At 34.3% G+C, this 21,104-nt stretch carries 18 protein-coding genes; all 18 read left to right on the forward strand.

The window, feature by feature from the left end:
* Positions 1-111: 111 nt before the first annotated feature.
* The 18 genes from EFT72_RS02040 to EFT72_RS02125 all read left to right on the forward strand — a co-directional run bounded on the left by EFT72_RS02040 (position 112) and on the right by EFT72_RS02125 (position 21,100).
* Positions 112-1,509 (forward strand): exopolysaccharide biosynthesis polyprenyl glycosylphosphotransferase, encoded by a 1,398-nt coding sequence (locus EFT72_RS02040; RefSeq protein WP_124065156.1) that lies wholly within the window; start codon positions 112-114, stop codon positions 1,507-1,509.
* On the forward strand, positions 1,481-2,617 hold the full coding sequence (locus tag EFT72_RS02045) for a glycosyltransferase (RefSeq protein ID WP_124065157.1): 1,137 nt from the start codon (positions 1,481-1,483) through the stop codon (positions 2,615-2,617). Before EFT72_RS02040 ends, EFT72_RS02045 begins: the two co-directional genes overlap by 29 nt.
* A gap of 34 nt (positions 2,618-2,651) precedes the next feature.
* Positions 2,652-3,911: a glycosyltransferase family 4 protein gene (locus EFT72_RS02050; protein WP_164473042.1), complete on the forward strand. Its 1,260-nt coding sequence runs from the start codon at positions 2,652-2,654 to the stop codon at positions 3,909-3,911.
* Positions 3,912-3,916: 5 nt separating this feature from the next.
* The gene (locus EFT72_RS02055) at positions 3,917-5,083 is read left to right on the forward strand and encodes a glycosyltransferase family 4 protein (RefSeq protein ID WP_124065159.1); all 1,167 of its coding nucleotides are present in this window, start codon (positions 3,917-3,919) and stop codon (positions 5,081-5,083) included.
* 966 nt (positions 5,084-6,049) lie between these two features.
* Positions 6,050-6,457 (forward strand): hypothetical protein, encoded by a 408-nt coding sequence (locus EFT72_RS02060; RefSeq protein WP_124065160.1) that lies wholly within the window; start codon positions 6,050-6,052, stop codon positions 6,455-6,457.
* An 18-nt stretch (positions 6,458-6,475) separates the two neighbouring features.
* Positions 6,476-7,573: a glycosyltransferase gene (locus EFT72_RS02065; RefSeq protein ID WP_124065161.1), complete on the forward strand. Its 1,098-nt coding sequence runs from the start codon at positions 6,476-6,478 to the stop codon at positions 7,571-7,573.
* Complete coding sequence (locus EFT72_RS02070) at positions 7,548-8,723, forward strand: glycosyltransferase family 4 protein (protein WP_124065162.1); 1,176 nt, start codon at positions 7,548-7,550, stop codon at positions 8,721-8,723. The genes EFT72_RS02065 and EFT72_RS02070 overlap by 26 nt, the downstream gene beginning before the upstream one ends.
* A gap of 1 nt (position 8,724) precedes the next feature.
* A complete protein-coding gene (locus EFT72_RS02075) occupies positions 8,725-9,795 on the forward strand; it encodes a glycosyltransferase (protein WP_124065163.1) in 1,071 nt (356 codons plus the stop codon).
* A 1-nt stretch (position 9,796) separates the two neighbouring features.
* Positions 9,797-10,984 (forward strand): glycosyltransferase family 4 protein, encoded by a 1,188-nt coding sequence (locus EFT72_RS02080; RefSeq protein WP_124065164.1) that lies wholly within the window; start codon positions 9,797-9,799, stop codon positions 10,982-10,984.
* 16 nt (positions 10,985-11,000) lie between these two features.
* Positions 11,001-11,777 carry an ABC transporter permease gene (locus tag EFT72_RS02085; RefSeq protein WP_124065165.1) on the forward strand — a complete coding sequence of 259 codons (777 nt, stop codon included), beginning with the start codon at positions 11,001-11,003 and terminating at the stop codon, positions 11,775-11,777.
* Positions 11,777-13,027, forward strand: coding sequence for an ABC transporter ATP-binding protein (locus tag EFT72_RS02090; RefSeq protein ID WP_124065166.1), 1,251 nt, complete (start codon positions 11,777-11,779; stop codon positions 13,025-13,027). Before EFT72_RS02085 ends, EFT72_RS02090 begins: the two co-directional genes overlap by 1 nt.
* Before the next feature lie 4 nt (positions 13,028-13,031).
* A complete protein-coding gene (locus tag EFT72_RS02095; RefSeq protein WP_124065167.1) occupies positions 13,032-13,847 on the forward strand; it encodes a hypothetical protein in 816 nt (271 codons plus the stop codon).
* 22 nt (positions 13,848-13,869) lie between these two features.
* Positions 13,870-14,511: an acetyltransferase gene (locus tag EFT72_RS02100; protein ID WP_164473043.1), complete on the forward strand. Its 642-nt coding sequence runs from the start codon at positions 13,870-13,872 to the stop codon at positions 14,509-14,511.
* 39 nt (positions 14,512-14,550) lie between these two features.
* The gene (locus EFT72_RS02105; protein ID WP_124065169.1) at positions 14,551-15,657 is read left to right on the forward strand and encodes a DegT/DnrJ/EryC1/StrS family aminotransferase; all 1,107 of its coding nucleotides are present in this window, start codon (positions 14,551-14,553) and stop codon (positions 15,655-15,657) included.
* A gap of 13 nt (positions 15,658-15,670) precedes the next feature.
* Positions 15,671-16,708 (forward strand): glycosyltransferase family 4 protein, encoded by a 1,038-nt coding sequence (locus tag EFT72_RS02110; protein ID WP_124065170.1) that lies wholly within the window; start codon positions 15,671-15,673, stop codon positions 16,706-16,708.
* Positions 16,705-17,751, forward strand: a complete 1,047-nt coding sequence (locus EFT72_RS02115) for a glycosyltransferase family 4 protein (RefSeq protein WP_124065171.1) — start codon at positions 16,705-16,707, stop codon at positions 17,749-17,751. The genes EFT72_RS02110 and EFT72_RS02115 overlap by 4 nt, the downstream gene beginning before the upstream one ends.
* A complete protein-coding gene (locus EFT72_RS02120; protein WP_124065172.1) occupies positions 17,748-19,049 on the forward strand; it encodes a glycosyltransferase in 1,302 nt (433 codons plus the stop codon). The genes EFT72_RS02115 and EFT72_RS02120 overlap by 4 nt, the downstream gene beginning before the upstream one ends.
* Positions 19,050-19,069: 20 nt before the next feature.
* Positions 19,070-21,100 carry a hypothetical protein gene (locus EFT72_RS02125; protein ID WP_124065173.1) on the forward strand — a complete coding sequence of 677 codons (2,031 nt, stop codon included), beginning with the start codon at positions 19,070-19,072 and terminating at the stop codon, positions 21,098-21,100.
* Positions 21,101-21,104 lie beyond the last annotated feature (4 nt).

Below are 21,104 nucleotides of genomic sequence, written 5' to 3' on the forward strand. Positions count from 1 at the left end.
GAGAAGTATACAAAGGCAATTTAGTAGATTACAATTAATAGAAGCTACTTCGATTGCAGAACTGCAGATAGCAATGGAACAGCAGGAAGCAGAAGGAGAGATTAATAAATTATGAATCAGAAAGATCAATTCAGGCGTATTATCAAATTTTTATCTTCGGCTATAGCGCTTGCGATTCAGATGGCTTTTTTTTGGATTGTTTGGATGCAATATTATAATAATAATATTGAACTTCCTTTCTTTCGCAAAGGGAACTGGCTGATGGCATCTCTTTATGGATTATTGATGTTTTTCTTTGTAAATACCTATGGGGGATTTAAAATTGGGTATTTGAGAAAGGGAGATATTATATATTCCCAGGTTTTAGCCACCGTTTGTGTAAATGCGGTTACATATATTCAAATCTGCTTGTTGGATCGTCATTTTGTGCATATCATTCCACTTTTGGTATTAACCTTTATACAGAGTATTATAGTTGCATTATGGGCAAGCATTTTTCAATGGATCTATGCTTCGCTATTCCCTCCTAGAAAGATGATTATGATAGCTGGTGATAGGGCGGCATTTGGATTGAAAATGAAAATAAATTCCCGGGAGGATAAGTATAACATTCGCGAGGTGATTAATATACGAAAGGGAATGAATTATATATATAAAAAAATCGAAGGGTATGAGGCAGTAATCATAGGCGATATTCCTTCCCAATATAGAAACCAAATTATGAAATATTGCTTTGAAAAATCGATTCGTACATATATGTTACCAAAAATATCTGACATTATTCTCAGAGGTTCCGATGATATTCATCTCTTTGACTCACCGTTACTACTGGCTAGAAATAATGGCTTTACTTTTGAACAAAAAATAATGAAACGGACTACTGATATTCTAATATCTTTGGGATTGCTACTTTTAACATCCCCAATTATGTTAATCACATCAGTTCTTATCAAAAAGTATGATGGAGGAACGATAATTCATAAACAAACACGTTTGACGATGGGTGGAAAAGAATTTAATGTATATAAATTTCGCAGTATGATTATGAATGCTGAAAAAGATGGGATAGCACGTTTGTCAGCGGAAGGGGATGTACGCGTGACACCCATAGGAAGGTTCATTAGAAAAACACGTATTGATGAACTTCCCCAGCTCTTTAATATCCTAAAGGGAGAGATGTCTCTGGTAGGACCAAGGCCTGAACGACCTCAGATCGTAAAAGAGTATCTGGAGTATATGCCGGAATTTGATTATCGGTTAAAGGTAAAAGGCGGCTTGACAGGTTATGCTCAAATTTATGGAAAGTATAATACAACACCATATGATAAGTTGAAACTGGATATGATGTATATTGAAAACTATTCTTTTCGACTGGATTTAAAATTAATCCTAATGACTCTAAAAGTCTTATTTATGAAGGAAAGTACAGAAGGGGTAGCAGAAGGACAAGTGACTGCCACATTAGATCCGGGAGCATACAATGAAGAAGATAAAGGTATTACAGATTAATAAATTATATTATCCGGATATTGGAGGGATTGAACGAACGGTTCAACATATTGCGGAGGGATTAAAGGAGTCGGTTGACATGAGTGTTCTGGTCTGTCAACCTAAAGGGCGTGGCGTAAAGGAAATCATTCACGGAGTTCCAGTACAACGTTGTGGGAGTTTCGGAACATTATTTTCGGTACCAATCTCTTTAAGCCTTTTGTGGGAACTTCGAAGAAAAGCGAAGGGACAGGATATCCTGCAATTTCATGCACCGTTTCCACTTGGAGATTTGGCATGTCTGCTGTCAGGGTATCATGGCAAGGTTGTCATATATTGGCATAGTGACGTTGTCAAGCAAAAGAAGCTCATGGTTTTGTATCGTCCAATCATGGAAAGGTTTTTGAAACGAGCCGATGCCATAATAGTAGGGGCAGAGGGGGTGAGTAAGGGGTCTTCTTATTTGAAACCTTATCAGAATAAATGTGTAACCATTCCTTTTGCTGTAAATCAAAAAATAGAACAAGAAGGAAAAGAATACCTGGAGCATGCTAAGCCGAACTTAGAAAAATGTGCTAGATTCTTATTTGTAGGAAGGTTGGTCTATTATAAAGGCGTTGATGTGCTGCTTCAGGCTTTTTCAACGGTTCCGAATGCAGAATTGGTCATAATTGGAAGTGGAGAATTAGAAGAAACTTTGAAAATTTACGTTAAAGATCAAGGGATGATTGACAGGGTTCATTTTTTAGGAAAGGTTGAGGAAGAAAGTTTATATCGTGCGTTCTCTGAATGTGATGTATTTGTATTACCTTCAGTAGCAAAAAGTGAAGCGTTTGGTCTTGTACAACTGGAAGCCATGGCTTACGGGAAGCCTGTGATCAATACAAATCTTGCAAGTGGAGTTCCTGAAGTTAGTTTAGATGGTATTACTGGCTTGACTGTGGAACCTGGTAATAAGCAAGAGTTAAGCAATGCAATGCAATGGCTGGTGGATCATCCTGAGGAACGGTGCAAGATGGGAATTGCAGCGAGACAGAGGCTGGAGAGTAACTACACCATGGAGGTCATGATGAATCGTATGATGAGACTATATGAATGTTTGCTGGGAGATGATTCTAACTCCTGTTGATACAAATATTGCAACACGTATATGGAGAGATGATATGAATATTTCAAAAGTGGTGTTGGAAGTAACCGGTTATTTAAAGCCGCTACTTCTGAAAATTTTCCCTTATCGGCTACTTCGCCAATTAAAGGGGAGGATGATACATAAAAGTTTTAATAAAATTTTAGATATGAAGAGGGAACCATTTCAAAGAAAAAGTTATAGAGACGGCATAAATTTAATTGGTAATATAAAAGCAGATACTGGATTGGGTCAGAGCTGCCGTCTGGTTGCATTGGAACTGGCTGAGGGACAATTTCCCTATTCGGTATATCAATATAACCAACTGGGAGTTATGTCGAATACGAATACACAGTTTGATTCCAAAATCTCCAAAGAACTTCCTTATAATGTGAATTTAATTCATATAAATCCCCATGAGTTAGGGTTAGCATTCTTACAGTTGGATCAATCTATATGGAACAAGAAGTATAACATAGGATTTTGGCTTTGGGAATTGGAAGAGTTTCCAGAGGAGTGGGTGCCATGTTTCCATGGGCTAGATGAGATTTGGACACCTTCTGAGTTTATCAGTAGGTGCATACGTAAAAAGACAGAATTGCCAGTTATCACAGTACCCTATCATGTTTCTGTATCCATCAAAAAAAAATATGATCGGTCGGATTTTTCTTTGCCAGAAGACGAATTCTTATTTTTGGTTATGTATGACAGAACAAGTATGACAGAAAGAAAAAATCCAAATGCCGTGTTAGAAGCTTATAAGAAGGCTTTTGGACAGGGAGAGAAAACGGGCCTGGTCATTAAGATAAACAATGGTACAGATGAAGAGATAGAGAAACTTAAATCAACATTGGAATGTTGCAGTAATGTATATTTTATTTCTGAGATTCTTGACCGGGATCAAGTGAACAGTCTGGTACAGTGCGTTGATGCTTTGGTATCTCTTCATAGAGCGGAAGGATTTGGACTTGTTTTAGCGGAAGCCATGTTGCTTGGAACTCCGACCATAGCTACAAACTGGTCCTCAAATACGGAATTTATGACGAAAGAAACGTCATGCCTTGTTGATTACCAGATGGTAGAATTGACCCATGATATAGGACTGTTTAAGAAGGGGAACCGCTGGGCGGAACCTGATGTGGAGAAGGCTGCATTATACATGCGTAAGTTATATGAAGAACCAAAATATTGTCTTGCGATGGCAGAACAAGCAAAAAGCTATATAAAAAAACGTTTAAGTATGGAACAGGCAGTTACTATCATTAATAAGAGAATCAGCAGGATATATGGGGAATGATAAAAATGAAAAAGAAAATTGCCATAGTAAACCAGCGATATGGTGCAAAAGTCAATGGTGGATCTGAATACTATACAAAGAAATTAGCTGAACATCTGTCAGAATACTATGATGTGGAAGTTCTTACCACTACAGCATTAGATTACGATACATGGGAATCCTATTATCAAGAGGGAGAGCAGGTAATCGATGAAATCCTTGTCCGCAGATTTTCAATCAAGAAACCCCGGAATATTATGGCATTTAAGATTATAAATAAATTGGTTCAATTGCTACCTTTGTTATGGCGGTTGTTGGAACCTATTTGGATTTATGCACAGGGGCCTTATTGCCCGGATTTAATTCGTTATATTAAGAATCACAAGAATGAATATGATTGCTTTATTTTTGTGACCTATCTATATTATACTACGGCTGTTGGACTGCCGTACGTTGCAGATAAAGCCATATTTGTACCTACTGCACACGATGAGTATTGCATTTACTTCCATGCCTACGAAAAACTATTTAAAACTCCGAAGGGAATTATATACTTGACTGGAGAAGAAAAGGATTTTGTGGAACTGTTATTTCAAAACAAAAGCGTACCTCATCAAGTGGCTGGTTCAGGTATTGAGATACCTGATCGTGTCTATGCTGGTAGCTTTAGGGAAAAATATCAGATCGAAACGGATTACGTTATCTATGTGGGGCGAGTTGACACAAGTAAAAAATGTGATAAGTTGTTTGAATACTTTACACAGTTTAACAAACAGAAACAAAGTGATTTAAAATTGGTCGTAGTGGGAAAGGTGATGATGGAGGAACCTGAGACTAAATGCATTCGTTGTCTGGGGTTTGTAAGTGAAGAAGACAAGTACTCTGCGATCGCTGGGGCTAAGGCATTAGTCATGCCGTCGGAACATGAAAGTTTATCATTGGTTGTGTTGGAAGCCATGGCGATGGGGGTCCCTGTTGTTGTAAATGGGGCGTGTGCAGTATTGAAAGGGCATTGTGAGAAGAGTGGAGCAGGCATTACCTATAACAATTACCAACAGTTTGAAGAGGCGCTTGAATTTTTACTTAAGAATGAAGTAGAATATGAAAAGATGCAATATTATGGTAAAAAATATATAGAAGAAAATTATAGTTGGGATAAAACTATTGATAAATATAAAATGATATTGGGTTAATTGAAAACACTAAACTCCCAGCTATGATTGGGAGTTTAGTGTACGTGGAAACGATGAGGTTATAACTAAAAAGCTTCCTATGATAAAATGAGAATGGAGTCGTGAGCCAACTCAAAAAAATAAGAGGTAGTTCAAATGAAAAAATGTTTATCACATAGTAAATGGAAATACCAGTACCATAAAGTGTTTATTTCAAAGTATCGTAAAAAGTAACTGTACGGGCAGATAAAAGACGATGTATCAGAAACACTTGACACACTATCCAAATATAAAAATGTAAAATAATAGTAGGAGCAGTATTTGTAAATCATGTAGTTTAAGCTTAGCAATTTTGGTAATTTGAAAGGAAAAAGTACACGGATGGTTTGTAGATTTTAAAGATAGAAATATCATTGTTTTATGTACATCGGCAGAATTATGAAACAGGAAGGGCTGGTTTCAAGTTATATGACTACACAGTTCTGTCCGCAAAAAGATACCTGAAACGAATCAAAGATTAAAAATGTCGTTGTTCGTCAAATCGATAAACAAACATATAGAAATGTTGTAGTAAGTGATTTAATATATGTCAGAGTCAGTATGAGCTAGGAACGTGTTCTTGTTTACCTATTTAATAAAATAATTGGTTACAGTGTGGAACGGAACAAATTAGCAGACCTTGTAAAAAGGGCATTTTAACTCGTAAAGGAAAATCTGAAAGATATTCAGATATTTCACACGGACCGTGGCAACGAATTCAAAAATCAGACCACGGATGTAATATTGGAATTATCTAAAATTCAACGTTCCCTCAGCCATAAAGGCTACTCCTAGTTTAATCAGTAGTCATGGTTTTAAGAAATTATTAAAAGATTTCCAATTCTTTTCTATAACCCAAAAGTTGCGTATTTAGTTGTTAAATGATATACTATGTTTGGGTTTATTTGTCGAATGACGAGAAATAAAGGCATTTGAAAGGCGGTTATTATGGAAACAATTGATATTGAAAAGATAATGCAAGAGATAAGGCAAGATATTAAAGAAAAAGGTTATACTAATGAAATGCTTAGTTTTGAGGATGTTGTTATGGTTAGTTCAGAGAATAAAACTATTGAAGAATATTTAGACCTTATGAATGGTTCATGGAACATACAGCCTTATAAAATATTACAAAGTGGATTTGGATTTGTTGGAAAACTGAAAAATTTTATTAAAAAAATCATAAGAAAGACTATAAAGTTTTACATAGAACCAATTGTTTCAGAACAAGATGAATTTAATGCCAATAATGTTAGAATTTTAAATAAATTTTATGACTATATGGAATCAAGTAATCAAAAGATTGAAAAGTTAGAAATAGAGATTCAACAGTTAAAAAAAATAATAAGTAAGTAGACGTGTAGGAGATGTGAAATGCGTATTATACAGATTATCCCAACGCTGGCATATGGGGATGCAGTTGGTAATGATGCAATGGCTCTGAAATGCGTTATTCAAGATATGGGATTTGAGACAGAGATTTATGCAGAAAATATTGTATGCCCGGAGAAAATGCCTGCCAAACTGGTTAATCAGATTCCGGCATTGTCAAAGGATGATATTGCTATTTTGCATCTTTCTACAGGTGCCAAAATAAATAATGAGTTTGGGAACCTTTTGTGCCGAAAAATTGTTCGGTATCATAATGTAACCCCGCCAGAATTCTTTGAAGTAAATGATCTTTATATTGCAGAAGTTAATAAGTGGGGGTTAAGGAGTGCTGCTTATTTAGCAGACAAAGTCGATTATTGTTTGGCAGATTCAGAATTTAATCGTCAGGATTTAATCGAACTAGGATATAAGTGTAAAATAGATGTCCTTCCGATATTGATCCCTTTTGAGGATTATAAAAAAAAACCAGATCAAAAAATAATAAAAAAGTATAGCAAAACCCCTGTAGTTTTATTTACTGGGAGAGTTGCTCCAAATAAGAAGCATGAAGATATTATTCAATCTTTCTGTATGTACAAGAAATTTTATAATCCAAAAGCAGTTTTAGTTCTGGTTGGTTCTTATAAAGAAACAGATCTCTATTATCAGAGATTAAAAAAATACGTTGAAGAGCTAAATGTAGAAGATGTAATATTTACAGGTCATATTCATTTTAATGAAATCTTGGCTTATTATTACATAGCGGATGTTTTCTTGTGTCAGAGTGAACATGAAGGGTTTTGTGTGCCGCTAGTCGAGGCTATGTTTTTTGATAATCCAATTGTTGCGTATAAAAGTACTGCAATTCCTTTTACATTGGATAAAAGTGGTTTCCTTATGGATACCAAGGATCCACTTCTGGTTGCTGGGGTATTGCACGAGATAGATAAAAGCACAGATATGAGAAATCAGCTAATAAAAGAACAGCGAAAAAGGCTGGAGGTATTTTCCTTTGAAAGGATAAAATATCAGTTCGAAAAATTTATTAATTCATTTATAGAAAATGGGACGTGTAATGAAAAGAAAAATAGCAATTATTAATCAGCGATACGGTTTGGAAGTGAATGGTGGTTCAGAACTTTATACAAGACAAATTGCAGAGCGATTAAACCAATATTATGATGTCGAAGTTCTGACAAGTTGTGCAGTGGATTATATAATTTGGGACAATTTCTATCCAGTAGGTATTGAAATGGTCAATCAGGTTAGAGTTCGAAGGTTTAATATTGAACATAGCCGCAATGAATCAGTATTTCCAGGGTTGAATGATGCAATGCATAATAACCCAAATGTAACCACAGAGATTTCAGATGCATGGATTGAACAGTTAGGCCCGTTTTGTCCAACTCTAGTTCAATATGTGAAAGCACATGAAGACGATTACAGCTTATTTATTGTAGTGACTTATCTTTATTATCCAGCAGCTAAATGTATTCCATTAATTGGAGATAAGGTGATTTTTATTCCTACGGCACATGAAGAACCCTTTATTCATTTTAAAATGTATCAGCAAGTGTTTGAGTCTGCTAAAGCTTTTGTTTTCTTGACAGAGGAGGAAAAACGTTTGGTAGAAGGTCTTTTTGTTTTGGAAAATCAAAAAAAAGAGGTGATGGGTGTTGGTGTTGATATTCCAGATAAATTAGAGGCTGAAGGTTTTAACCGTTTTGAGAAGACAAATTACCTTATATATGTAGGGCGTATAGATGAAGGTAAAAATTGCCCTAGATTGTTTCAGTACTTTGTAGAATATAAACGAAGAAATCCGGGAGATTTAAAATTGATTTTGATGGGAAAGAAGGCATGTGCCATACCAAGGCATAAGGACATTATACCCATGGGATTTGTGAGCGAGGATACTAAGTTTACAGGAATATTAAACGCAAAACTATTAATTCTTCCTTCACTTTATGAAAGCCTTTCTATTGCGGTGCTTGAGGCTATGAAGATGGGAGTTCCGGTACTGGTGAACGGTAATTGCGATGTTTTAAAAGGCCATTGTCTGAAAAGTAATGCAGGATTGTATTATAAAAATTATTTTGAGTTTGAATCATGTATTAATTATATGTTGATACATCAAACAGTAGTACACCAAATGTCAGTAAATGCGAAAGATTATGTGGAACATTATTTCAATTGGGATAAGATTATGGAAAAATTCTGCAATTTGATTGAAGAAACAGCAGAGGTGTAAGATGAAGATTTATCAAATAGTAACTGCGCTGGGATATGGAGATGCAGTTGGGAATAATATTATTGCTTTAATGGACGCATTGAGACAGGAAGGATATGAAACAGGGGTATATGCCGAAACAATTGATGTTCGAATTGGTAATATAAATATAGGCTTGATTCAAGACATGCCTCTAATGAAAAAAGAAGATATCATAATATATCATTTGGCAACGGGAGCTGAGCTTAATTATTCTATAGTAAAATATTCTTGTAGAAAGATTCTAGTATACCATAATATTACTCCTCCTCACTTCTTTCTCCCATATAATGAGCAGGTGGCGCGTAATTGTGAGTACGGACTGGAAGGAACAAAATTCCTTGTGAATAAAGTTGATTATTGTCTCGCTGATTCGGCTTATAATAAAAAGGATCTGGAAAGCATGGGGAGTCAGACTGATATCGATGTTCTTCCGATTCTGGTCAAGTTTGAAGATTATAATAAAACGCCTGATGTGGCACTCATGAAGTGGTTGGATGACGGGTTTATAAACCTGCTTTTTGTTGGAAGAATTGCTCCAAACAAGAAGCAGGAAGATGTAATTGCTGCGTATGCATATTATAAAAAACATTACAATCCTAATTCAAGACTAATATTGGCTGGATCTTATGACGGAATGGAAAACTATTATCTGAAATTAAAGGCCTATATAGGAGCCAACGAGATAGATGATGTTATATTCACGGGACATATTAGATTTTCGGAAGTGCTAGCATATTATCGCAGTGCACATGTTTTTCTTTGTATGAGCGAACATGAGGGGTTTTGTGTACCGTTGGTTGAAGCGATGTTTTTCCAAGTACCAATCATAGCTTATGCATCTACGGCAGTTCCCGAAACGCTAGATAGAGCAGGTGTTTTAATGAAAGAAAAAAATCCATTATTAGCAGCTGGATTGATTAACAGGATCTGTTTAGATAAAGAAATGAAAAAAAAATTAATAGAATGTCAAAGAGAACGTTTGAATGATTTTTTGGCGGATACAATAAAGAGAGAGTTTATAAATGATATTAAGAGGTTTATAGGAGAATAGGATGATAAAGATTGCTTTTGTTAATCAGCGGTATGGACTGGAAGTGAATGGTGGTTCGGAATATTATACCCGTGTCATGGCTGAACATCTGAAAGATAGCTATGAAGTTGAAGTTCTTACCACTAAGGCTGTTGACTATGTAACATGGGCGAATTATTATAAGCATGATGAGGAAATCATCAATGACATTTTGGTAAAGCGTTTCTCTGTAGAAAAAGAACGCAATTCAGAAGAATTTAGCGTGCTGAATCAAAGTCTATTAAAAAGACGGAATCATACAGACCAAGAGGAACAGGCGTGGTTTGATGCACAAGGGCCGTTGGCATCGCAGTTAATACAATATGTAAGAGAGCATAAAGACGAATATGATGTATTTGTTTTTGTAACGTATCTGTATTATCTGACAGTTATGGCAATGCCAGAAGTGGCTGATAAAGCAGTGCTGATTCCTACTGCACACGATGAACCCTACATTTATTTTAGCCGATATAAAAGAATATTTACGATTCCCAAAGCAATTGTTTATCTGACAGATGAAGAGAAAGCATTTGTAAATAATCAGTTTTGTAACCAACATATCAAAAATGCTGTTATGGGGGTGGGCATCGATGTACCAAAGCGTGTGTCACCTTCTGAATTTACAGAAAAGTATAATTTGGAACAATATATTACTTATGTTGGTCGTATTGACGAATCTAAGGGTTGTAAATGGTTGTTTCAATATTTTGAAGAATATAAAAAAAGAAACCCAAATAATGAACTAAAATTAGTATTAATGGGAAAAACTGTATTGAAAATACCTAAAAACCCTGAAATTATAAGTTTGGGATTTGTGAGTGAAGATGAAAAATTTTCAGGGATTGCTGGGGCAAAGTCGCTTATTCTTCCTTCAGAATTTGAAAGTTTGTCTATATCGGTTCTAGAAGCCATGGCGTTGTCGATTCCAGTTATTGTAAATGGCCGTTGTGAAGTTCTAAAAGGACATTGTGAAAAAAGCAATGGTGGACTCTATTATAAAAACTATTATGAATTTGAAGGTTGCTTAGAATTTGTTCAGAACAATGTAGAAGTGTATGAGCAGATGCGCAATAATGCAAAGCAGTATGTGGAAAAAAACTTTAAATGGAATGTAATTATTGACAAATTCAAAAATATTGTGGATTTTGTAATAAGGGATCAAGCGATTTAATGGTATTGGAGGAAATATGGATATATTTAAGGAACTGTATTCTTATCGCGAAATGATATTTAGTTTAGTTAGAAGAGATCTGAATGGAAGATACAAAGGATCGGTACTCGGCTTTTTATGGACGTTTTTAAACCCTCTATTACAGCTATGTGTTTATACAATGGTTTTTTCTGTTATCATGAAAAATGGTATAGAAGATTTTTATCTATATTTATTCGTGGCCTTGGTTCCATGGATTTTTTTCAGTACTTCGATGGCGGGAGGATCAAGTTGCATTTGGACGCAGCAGGATTTAGTAAAGAAGATTTATTTTCCAAGAGAGGTACTGCCTATAGCGTTTGTAACGAGCCAGTTTGTAAATATGCTTTTGAGTTTTTTAGTTGTTTTAGCTGTTCTCATTATGTCTGGAAAGGGAATTAATATTGTTGCGATATTATACCTGCCGCTAATTATGTTAGTGGAATACCTACTTGCATTGTCTATGGCATTTATCACATCAGCTTTAACAGTATATTTGCGCGATTTGGAATATTTATTAGGAATTATTACAATGGCATGGCAATTTTTAACCCCAGTTATGTATTCCATAGATCAGGTACCTGAGAAGCTACAACCGATTTTTAATTTAAATCCAATGACTCCGATTATCATAGCTTATAGGGATATTCTTTATTATAAGAAGATTCCAGAAGTAGACACTTTACTGCGTGCGGTAATATTAGGTATTATTCTGATGATTATTGGAACTATAACTTTTTCAAGATTAAAACGCCATTTCGCGGAGGAAATGTAATGGATAGTTGTTATGCAATAGAAGTAAAACATGTTTCAAAAAGCTTTAAGGTATATTTGGATAAGGGACGTACGTTAAAGGAAAAGATGCTTTTTAGTGGACGCAGAAAATATGAAGAGAGAAAAGTTCTGAAAGATATTAGCTTTGAAGTGAAAAAGGGACAAGGGCTGGGCCTAATTGGACATAATGGTTGTGGTAAAAGTACTATGCTGAAGATGCTGACAAAGATCATGTATCCGGATTCTGGAACTATTGAGATGAGGGGCAGAGTATCCAGCTTGATAGAGCTTGGTGCAGGTTTTCATCCAGATATGAGTGGGAAACAAAATATTTACACTAACGCATCTATCTTTGGCTTAACTAAAAAGGAGATTGATGCTAGACTTGAAGATATTATTGCCTTTTCTGAACTTGAAGATTTTATTGATAATCCAGTAAGAACGTATTCATCGGGTATGTATATGCGTTTGGCATTTTCTGTTGCTATCAATGTGGATGCGGAGGTTTTGCTGATTGACGAAATTCTGGCAGTCGGAGATGCATCTTTTCAGGCAAAATGCTTTAATAAGCTAAAAGAAATCAAGGCTAGTGGCACAACGGTTGTAATTGTGTCGCATTCCTTGTCACAGATTGAAGAAATTTGTGAGACTTCAATATGGATTCATCAAGGAAAAGTGAGGGAGTGCGGAAATCCAAAAGATGTTCATGAAAAATATATGTTATACGTAATGGATAAGCGGATTGAGGTAGCAGAAAAAGAGTTAGTACGGCAGAATGAGAAAAGGGAAGAAGAGCACAAATTAGTTGAGTCAGTAAAGGATTCGGTAGAGAAAACTCTTATAAAGGATATAGAGATTACGGATGTAAAGATGTTAGATACATTAGGAAATGAGAGGAATATATTTAAAACAAATGATAGATGTGCAGTTAATATTTCTTTTAAAGTGAATACTGAAAGAAATAACATGCTTTTTGCAGCTGGCATATTAAGGATTGATGGAATTTTGTATCACTCTATGAAGATGAGGGTTGATGGTGAGAAGGGATATTGCTTAAAAGAAGATGGTGAAGTTTTATTAACAATTGATGATTTAACCATGCTTCCCGGCTTATACAGTATGGATGTAGCAATTGAAAATGAGGATGCTAGTATTGTCGATTATATTACCAATGCATATAAATTTGAGGTTGTTTCAATTATCCATGATGAAGGAATTACACGTTTAAAGCATTCATGGAAAGTGAGGTAGAAGAGTGGTTTTGGATTTTTCGGAGAAGAGACTAAAACACGAAGCGTTAAGTGTGGAGTATTTATCGGATAATATTGCGAAAAAACTTCGTTTAACTCCTGGGTATATTATTAATAAATACGATGGGCAAAAATTTATCTATCAGTCCTATTTATGTCTTTGGGATATAGAACCAAGAAATGATGAAATAAGAAAATATTTGTCTTTGTTGAACCAAGGTATGTCAAAGGAAGGAATTATTTACCTATTTCTTAAAGATTCTAGGTTAAATAAGGATATTGTATTTTCAGAACAGGCTTTTCTATTTTACAAGTGGAAATATCATAAATATGAATGGGATGTTTCTGATCTGTTAAAGTTTGATGGTCCGGTGTTTATAATGGAGTGTTATTTACAGTTATTGGAACGTAAACCGGATGAAGCAGGCTATTTGGAATTCTGTAACTGGCTAGATGAGGGAATGCCAAAAGAAGGAATTCTGTACATGATAGGTAGTTCAGAAGAAGTATTAAGTAAGAAAAAAGTTAAGGGAATCAGCAGTTATAAACTTGCATATGATAAGTTCATGAACAGTGTATACATCAAACGTAATGGGCAACTAGGGAAACTAAAAAAAATACGAAAAATGTTTTGTGTTCCAGCCATGACTGAGACTATTAGAAAAATCCTGCTTCGCAGTGATTTAAAAGACGATTTTCGAAATGAGCAAATATCTGATTGCTTGATTTATATACGTGAACAAAATGATTTTTTAGTAAGAAAAATGGATATAATGGAAAATGAGATAGCAGAATTAAAAAAGCAACTATCAAGAAAGTAATGGGTGTTGTGGAGGCATTAATTTGAAAAAAGTAGTAATTATTGGTGCAGGCGGACATGCAAGAAGTGTCATAGATATTTTTCTTCAGTCAGGAGATTATGAGATTGCGGGATGTCTTGACCCTTGTTATTCTTATAGAGGTAGCGTTGAATTTATGGAAGATATTCATATTATCGGTGATGATACTATTATACCCGATTTGGTTAAGTTAGGAATGGAATATGTTTTTATAGCAATAGGTGATAACAAACTACGGTGTAAACTTATGGATACAGTGAAAAAATATGCACTTCAAGTTGTAACAATAATAAGTCCTAATGCATATATATCACCCAGAGCAGAAATAGGCACAGGATCTTGTGTAATGGCAGGAGCTGCGATTAGTGTAAACTGCAAAATAGGGGAAGGTGTTATTATTAATACTAATTCATCTGTAGATCATGATTGCCAGATCAATGATTATGTACATATTGCACCAGGAACAGCTATTTCTGGCAGTACCATTATTAGTAAAGGGACACATATCGGTACGAATGCTGCTGTTATTGACGGTGTTCGTATTGGATCATGGTCTTACATTGGCGCAGGGGCGGCAGTGGTAAAGGACATCCCTTCCAATGTTATGGCGTATGGTGTTCCGGCAAAAATCATTAGAGAAATATAAATTCAAATTATAATAGTATATATTAAGGAGAAAAACAAAATGAAAAGATTTATACCTGTGGCAGTGCCTCATTTTGCTGGAAATGAAAAGAAATATGTAGATGACTGTATGGACACAGCCTGGATATCATCTGCAGGAAAGTATGTTAGTCAGTTTGAAGAAAAGTATGCGGAATATATGGGAATGAAAGAAGCCATTTCTTGTTGCAATGGAACGGTTGCCCTGCATATTCCGCTTATTGCGTTAGGCCTACAGCCTGGAGACGAGGTGATTATTCCCTCATTTACTTATATTGCTACTGCAAATGCAGTAAAATATTGTGGTGCAACACCTGTCTTTGCGGATTGTCTGCAAGATACATGGAATATTGATCCAGAAGATATCAAACGAAAAATCACATCTAAAACTAAAGGAATTATGCCTGTTCATTTATATGGGAATCCATGTGATATGGATGCCATCATGAAAATTGCTAAGGATCATGATTTATTTGTTATTGAAGATGCTGCAGAATGCCATGGAGCAACATATAAAGGTAGAAAAGTGGGAACATTTGGTGATGTGTCTACTTTCAGCTTCTTTGGAAATAAGATTATTACAACTGGAGAAGGTGGAATGGTCGTAACTAATAATGAAGAGCTGGCAAATCAGATGCGAATTTTAAAAGGGCAGGGACAAGATCCAAATAGACGATACTGGTTTATTGAAGTCGGTTATAATTACCGTATGACTAATATTGAAGCGGCGATTGGGTTGGCTCAGCTGGAAAATATTGAGCTTCATATCGGTGATAGGAGAAAAGTTGCTTCATGGTATCAGGAAGAGTTACATGGTATGGAGGATTATATCAAGTTTCAGGAGATTACTTCTGGGGCTGAAGGTGTCTGGTGGATGTTTTCCATCATTTTAAAAGATACTATAAAAATTACAAGAGATCAGTTAATGAACAAGTTAAAAGAAGATGGCATTGAGACCAGACCATTATTTTATCCTATGCATCTGATGCCTGTATATGAAGACCCCAACGCAGAATGTCCGGTCAGCGAAAAAATCGCAGCTAATGGTATGAATTTACCGACACATGCATTGCTGAGTAGGGATGATGTCAAATATATTTGTGAGAGATTAAGAGCTTATATCGTTTAAAGAGGAGCAATACATGAAAATAATAGTTGTAAGTACTATCGTTCCATTTGTAAATGGTGGTGGAGTATTTATTGTGGATTGGCTTGAAGAAAAGCTAAGAGAATATGGGCATCAGGTACAAAGCATAAAAATACCTTTTGTACATGATTATAGAACAGTAATGACTCAGATGCTTGGACTTCGTATGTATCATTTAGAAGATGAGTGTGATCGTCTTATTGCTATTAGGACACCCTCCTATTTGCTGAAACACCCGGATAAATATCTTTGGTTTATCCATCATTATAGGGAAATGTATGACTTGTGGGGATCAGAATATGAAAATATTCCAAAAGAAAACAACACCTTTGCAATACGTGAATTTGTAAAAAGAGCAGACGACCTAGCGTTTAGAGAGGCAAAAAAGATATATACGAATTCAGAGATTGTATCACGTAGATTATTGGATTATAATAATATTTCTGCTCAGCCAGTTTACCCACCGCTACTGCATCCAGAACAATTTTATTGTAATCAGTATGGAAACTTTATTTATTACTCGAGCAGAATTTGCGGTCATAAGCGACAACTGATGGCTATTGAAGCAATGAAGTTTGTGAAAACAGATGTCAAGCTAGTAATAAGTGGAAAATTTGAAACTACTTTAATTGAAGAGTTGATCAAAAATACAATAAAGAGAAATGAACTAGAAAATAGAGTTAAATTAGTAGACCGGTGGATTACTGAACATGAAAAAGCAGAATATTACGCTAATTGTCTTGCGGCAATTTATATACCTTTTGATGAAGACAGTTATGGTTATCCATCTTTGGAAGCACATCACAGTTGTAAAGCGGTAATTTCCTGCACTGATAGTGGCGGAACAAGTGAGCTTATTAAAGATGGGTATAACGGGTATATTATTGATTCTGAACCACATAAATTAGCAGAAGTATTTGATCAATTATATGAAAATAAAAAACTAGCAGAAACAATGGGAAATAATGGATTTAATAGAATCAATGAACTTGATATTACATGGGATAATGTAATCAGGAGGTTTACAGAGTGAAGATAGCAATAGTTAATAATATGGTTCCATATCTATATGGTGGAGCCGAATTTCTGGCTGACAGTTTGTGCAAAAAACTGGGGGAGTATGGGCATCAGTCAATAGTGATAAGTTATCCGTTTAAATGGGCGCCTAAAGAAGCTATATTAGATAGTATTATGGCAGTTAGATTAAACGAACTAGATAATTGCGATTTAGTGATTGCTTTAAAATTCCCTGCTTATTATATAAATCATCCTAATAAAAAGCTATGGTTATTACACCAGTTTCGGCAGGCCTATGATTTACACGGAACAGAATATGGAATGTTTAATGATAATGATGAGCATGACACTGCGATAAAGAATACAATTATTGATATGGATAATAGGTTTTTATCACAGATGGAAGGAAAGATTTTTACGAATTCTCATGTTGTAAGTGATAGGTTGATGAAATTTAATGGAATAAGTTCAGAGGTTCTTTATCCGCCATTAATGGATGCTTCATTATACTCTGTCGCAGAGGAGTATGGGGATTATATTTTTTACCCCAGCAGAGTGAACTATTCAAAGAGGCAGCACCTTGCAATAGAAGCCATGAGATATACGAAGTCAAAGGTGAAATTAATTATTGCTGGTAAAGGTGATTCTCCAGAAGATGAAAGATATTTGTTTCATTTAATAGAAATGTATAATTTGAGTGAAAGAGTTATATATCTGAATCGTTTTATTACGGAGCAGGAAAAAATAGACTTATTTAGAAAATCATTGGCAGGAATTTATATACCTTACGATGAAGATAGCTATGGATATGTAACCTTAGAAGGATTTCATGCAGGAAAGGCAATGATATCGTGTAAAGATGCTGGTGGAACAAACGTAGTTGTCAAAAATGAAATTACTGGTTACATGACAGATAACACCCCTCAGGCGTTGGCAGAAGCAATGGATAAATTATATAATGATAAGAAAAAGGCTAAGGAAATGGGATTGAATGGATTGCCATTATTGGAGAGTATAGGAATAACTTGGGATAATGTAATTAGGAGGCTTATAGAGTGAGAGTAGCATGGTTTACGCCGTTTAATATTGAAAGCGCAATTGGACGTTATAGTAAGTTCGCGACAGCTGTTTTAAAGAGATATGCAGATGTAGATATTTTTGTATGCCAGAACGGCAATCTTCATGACACAGACTGTAATATTGTGAATTATACAGTTGAAAATGCAGGTGAATCGCTGAAAAAATATGATATTGCTGTATATAATATAGGTGATAATGCAATTTATCATTCGGAGATTTATTTTGTATTAAAAAAGTATCCAGGAATAATTATTAATCATGATGTATGCCTACATAATTTGTTGAGAGGATATTATCTAGAGTATAAGAAAGATATTAATGGGTTTAAAGCCTTATTGAAAAGTACATATGGTGAGACTGAGGTTAAAGAAGTTTGGAATGCTGCTTTTTATCCGGAAAAGTTTGATAAATTGAATTTATTAAAATATAACTTATCAGAGCATATTGGAGATAATGCATTAGGTATGATTGTGCATTCTCAGTATCATGAAAAATATATGAGCAATAATTTTAAAGGCAGTATGGCAGTTATACCGCTTTTGAATATGAGCGATGAATTAGAACAGCTTGATAAAGGTATAAAATTTAATGGATATAGTAATAGTAAAATTCATATTTTGACAGTTGGTAATTTAAACAATAATAAGCGAATTCATTCTATAATATCTGTTTTGGGCGAAAATCCTATACTTGCTGAAAAGTTTGATTATACAATAATTGGATCACAAGACAATATAAGTTATTTTGGGAAGTTAAAACAATTGATTAATAAATATAAGTTAAATGATCAAGTTAAAATGCTGGGTTTTGTTAATCATAAAGAGTTAGCTTATTATTATCAGAGGGCAGATATTATATCTAATCTTCGTTTTCCAGCTTATGAAGGTGCATCGGCATCAATTCAAGAACAAATGGTAATTGGAAAACCATGCATAGTTACGAATACGGGAGTATATGCTGAGTATCCTGATGATTGCTTAATAAAGATTAATATAAATAATGAAATGCAAGAATTAACGAGAACATTTTTTGATATTATTGAAGAACATATTATAATAGAAAATATAGGAAAAAATGCTAAAGAGTTTGCATCAAAACACTTTGACAGAAATTTGTATGCATCAAGAGTATATGAATTCTTAAAACAGGTTATTTTTACTAGGCCAATATATGGTGTAAAAGATAAATGTATTCAGGTTATAAGTGATATGCCATCGGTTTATATGACAGGGCTACCCAGAAGAATAGCTGTGGAGATTGATGATTTATATAATTAGAAGTTATTTTTGGAGGAAAAATGAAATATCTGATTTTGGTAATATTACTTAATTGTATGTTATGGCCACTTATCTCTTCAAAAGGAAAGGTATGGCACATATTAAAAGCTTTGGTCGCCTGCTTTGGATTATTTATAACAGAGTATACAATTGTTTCATCTGTGCTACTATATTTTAATTTATTCGAGGTGAAAAGAGTCCTAATTATAGTCCTATTTATACAGATAGGAGGATATGTATTAGTTCGGCCCTCTTTAAAATTAGCATTAGAGTGTTTGGATTTTGATTTGAGAAAACATCTGGAAATAATTTTGTTGGTAATGTGTTTATTACCGATTATAGTACTGAAGTCTGTTCCCATAGCTCCCCTTTTTGATGCGGGTGTTTATGGAGCGAAAACACTGGATTTAATCTCGGAAGATAATACTAGCAACATTAAGACGTTAGGTGAACTTGAAGTAGCGAATAATTCGATAAAAGAAGAACTGCTGACACTGCAAAAAACACAGGCAGGAATTTATCTATTTCCGGTTAATTCACAAAGTGGGGATATGAAATATGAGTATCACGGATTGCCAACTTGGCCGGCAATGATGGCATTGTCTGCAAAAATTGGAGGCATTCGAAATATGAGCCAAATCTTGACTCCAATATTTATACTTATATGCTTAACTATGTATTTTTTTCTGGACAGCTTAAAGCTACCTAAAAAAAATAGATTATTATCAGTGCTTATTTTTGGGGCTTCTCCTCTGGTCCTTTATTTAGCAAAACTACCACTTTCAGAATTATTTATAACAGCACTTACATTTTTGACTCTTTTTCTCTTAAGTATGGAGGAGGATGTGCTGAAAATATTTGCTGGCCTTTCTTTAGGGGCGATGTGCTTATCGCATTTATCCTTATTTATGTATATGCCAATTATTTTTATTAGCTTATTAGTTTTGTGCGAGATGAAAAATAATAAGGTATACGGTATTGTTAATATTATATCTAATGGTATCCTTATGTTATCCCTATTCTATGCAAATAAAGTAACATCGTTATATACTGATGGTCAATTAGGAAAAATGTTTGGTCATAGTATTTCGATAAAAAATATAATTGGCATCATAATAATAGGAGCGCTCTTTTTTATAGTTATTCAAATTACGTTTATGTTCATAAAATATAATAACATTTTAAAGCGGTTATTAAGGACATTTTTGGAAAGCTATATTAATTACTTTATAATTGGTTTACTAATTTCACTCGGGATTTTTACTATCTACCAATCATATATTTTGGGATTTACAGATAAATTAAAAGTAACAGATGATTCCTGGAGATTTAGAGCATTATATATTAATAAAGGTATTATGTCTTTAAAATATTTGAATATAGTTAATATAATCATGGCATCATCATATGTGGCTTTTCCATTAGTTGTCTGGAATATGGTGCGAAAAAAAGGCAAGAAGATAGAAGCTATTCTTATGGAACTTGTATTAATTTATTCTTTAGCTATTTATACAATTCTGCGTTGTGATTCTCCAATAAATTATAGTTCATCCAGATATTTTGTACCATTTATTATTCCGATGATTGTTTTGTTATTAGCAGTATATGTAGTATCTAAGAAGCAAATAGTGATTATAAGCTGTATTTGCGTACTTACATCGTTACCATTCAATTTAATGCTGGCAAAGACAAATGAATACTATGGAAATATACAATTTATGGAAGATATTAGCATGATAGTGGGAAAACAAAGCTGGGTTTTTATTAATCCTGAAGAGACATTCGTATCTTACCAATTGACTACTAATCTAAGGGAATATAATGATAATAAAGTTTTTGACCTGGATTCTGTGGATAAATTGAGAAAGTATAGTGATGTACAGCCAATGTACGTGATTACAATGAATGAAATTAATAATGAAAAATATGAAAAAATATTGGAGAAAAAGTATCCTATAGTAGGAGAATTGTATAGTTTAAATGTAATATATCCTTTGACTGTAGGAAAAGCAATGATGCAAGTTTATGTATATAAAATAATTAGTACTTAGGAGG

It is taken from the genome of Clostridium sp. E02 (assembly GCF_003833015.1).
Lineage (GTDB): Bacteria > Bacillota > Clostridia > Lachnospirales > Lachnospiraceae > Lacrimispora.

Coding starts and splice junctions, on each gene's coding strand:
- EFT72_RS02040 (WP_124065156.1), top strand. CDS start 112: ATGAATCAGAAAGATCAATTCAGGCGTATTATCAAATTTTTATCTTCG.
- EFT72_RS02045 (WP_124065157.1), top strand. CDS start 1,481: ATGAAGAAGATAAAGGTATTACAGATTAATAAATTATATTATCCGGAT.
- EFT72_RS02050 (WP_164473042.1), top strand. CDS start 2,652: ATGAATATTTCAAAAGTGGTGTTGGAAGTAACCGGTTATTTAAAGCCG.
- EFT72_RS02055 (WP_124065159.1), top strand. CDS start 3,917: ATGAAAAAGAAAATTGCCATAGTAAACCAGCGATATGGTGCAAAAGTC.
- EFT72_RS02060 (WP_124065160.1), top strand. CDS start 6,050: ATGGAAACAATTGATATTGAAAAGATAATGCAAGAGATAAGGCAAGAT.
- EFT72_RS02065 (WP_124065161.1), top strand. CDS start 6,476: ATGCGTATTATACAGATTATCCCAACGCTGGCATATGGGGATGCAGTT.
- EFT72_RS02070 (WP_124065162.1), top strand. CDS start 7,548: ATGAAAAGAAAAATAGCAATTATTAATCAGCGATACGGTTTGGAAGTG.
- EFT72_RS02075 (WP_124065163.1), top strand. CDS start 8,725: ATGAAGATTTATCAAATAGTAACTGCGCTGGGATATGGAGATGCAGTT.
- EFT72_RS02080 (WP_124065164.1), top strand. CDS start 9,797: ATGATAAAGATTGCTTTTGTTAATCAGCGGTATGGACTGGAAGTGAAT.
- EFT72_RS02085 (WP_124065165.1), top strand. CDS start 11,001: ATGGATATATTTAAGGAACTGTATTCTTATCGCGAAATGATATTTAGT.
- EFT72_RS02090 (WP_124065166.1), top strand. CDS start 11,777: ATGGATAGTTGTTATGCAATAGAAGTAAAACATGTTTCAAAAAGCTTT.
- EFT72_RS02105 (WP_124065169.1), top strand. CDS start 14,551: ATGAAAAGATTTATACCTGTGGCAGTGCCTCATTTTGCTGGAAATGAA.
- EFT72_RS02110 (WP_124065170.1), top strand. CDS start 15,671: ATGAAAATAATAGTTGTAAGTACTATCGTTCCATTTGTAAATGGTGGT.
- EFT72_RS02125 (WP_124065173.1), top strand. CDS start 19,070: ATGAAATATCTGATTTTGGTAATATTACTTAATTGTATGTTATGGCCA.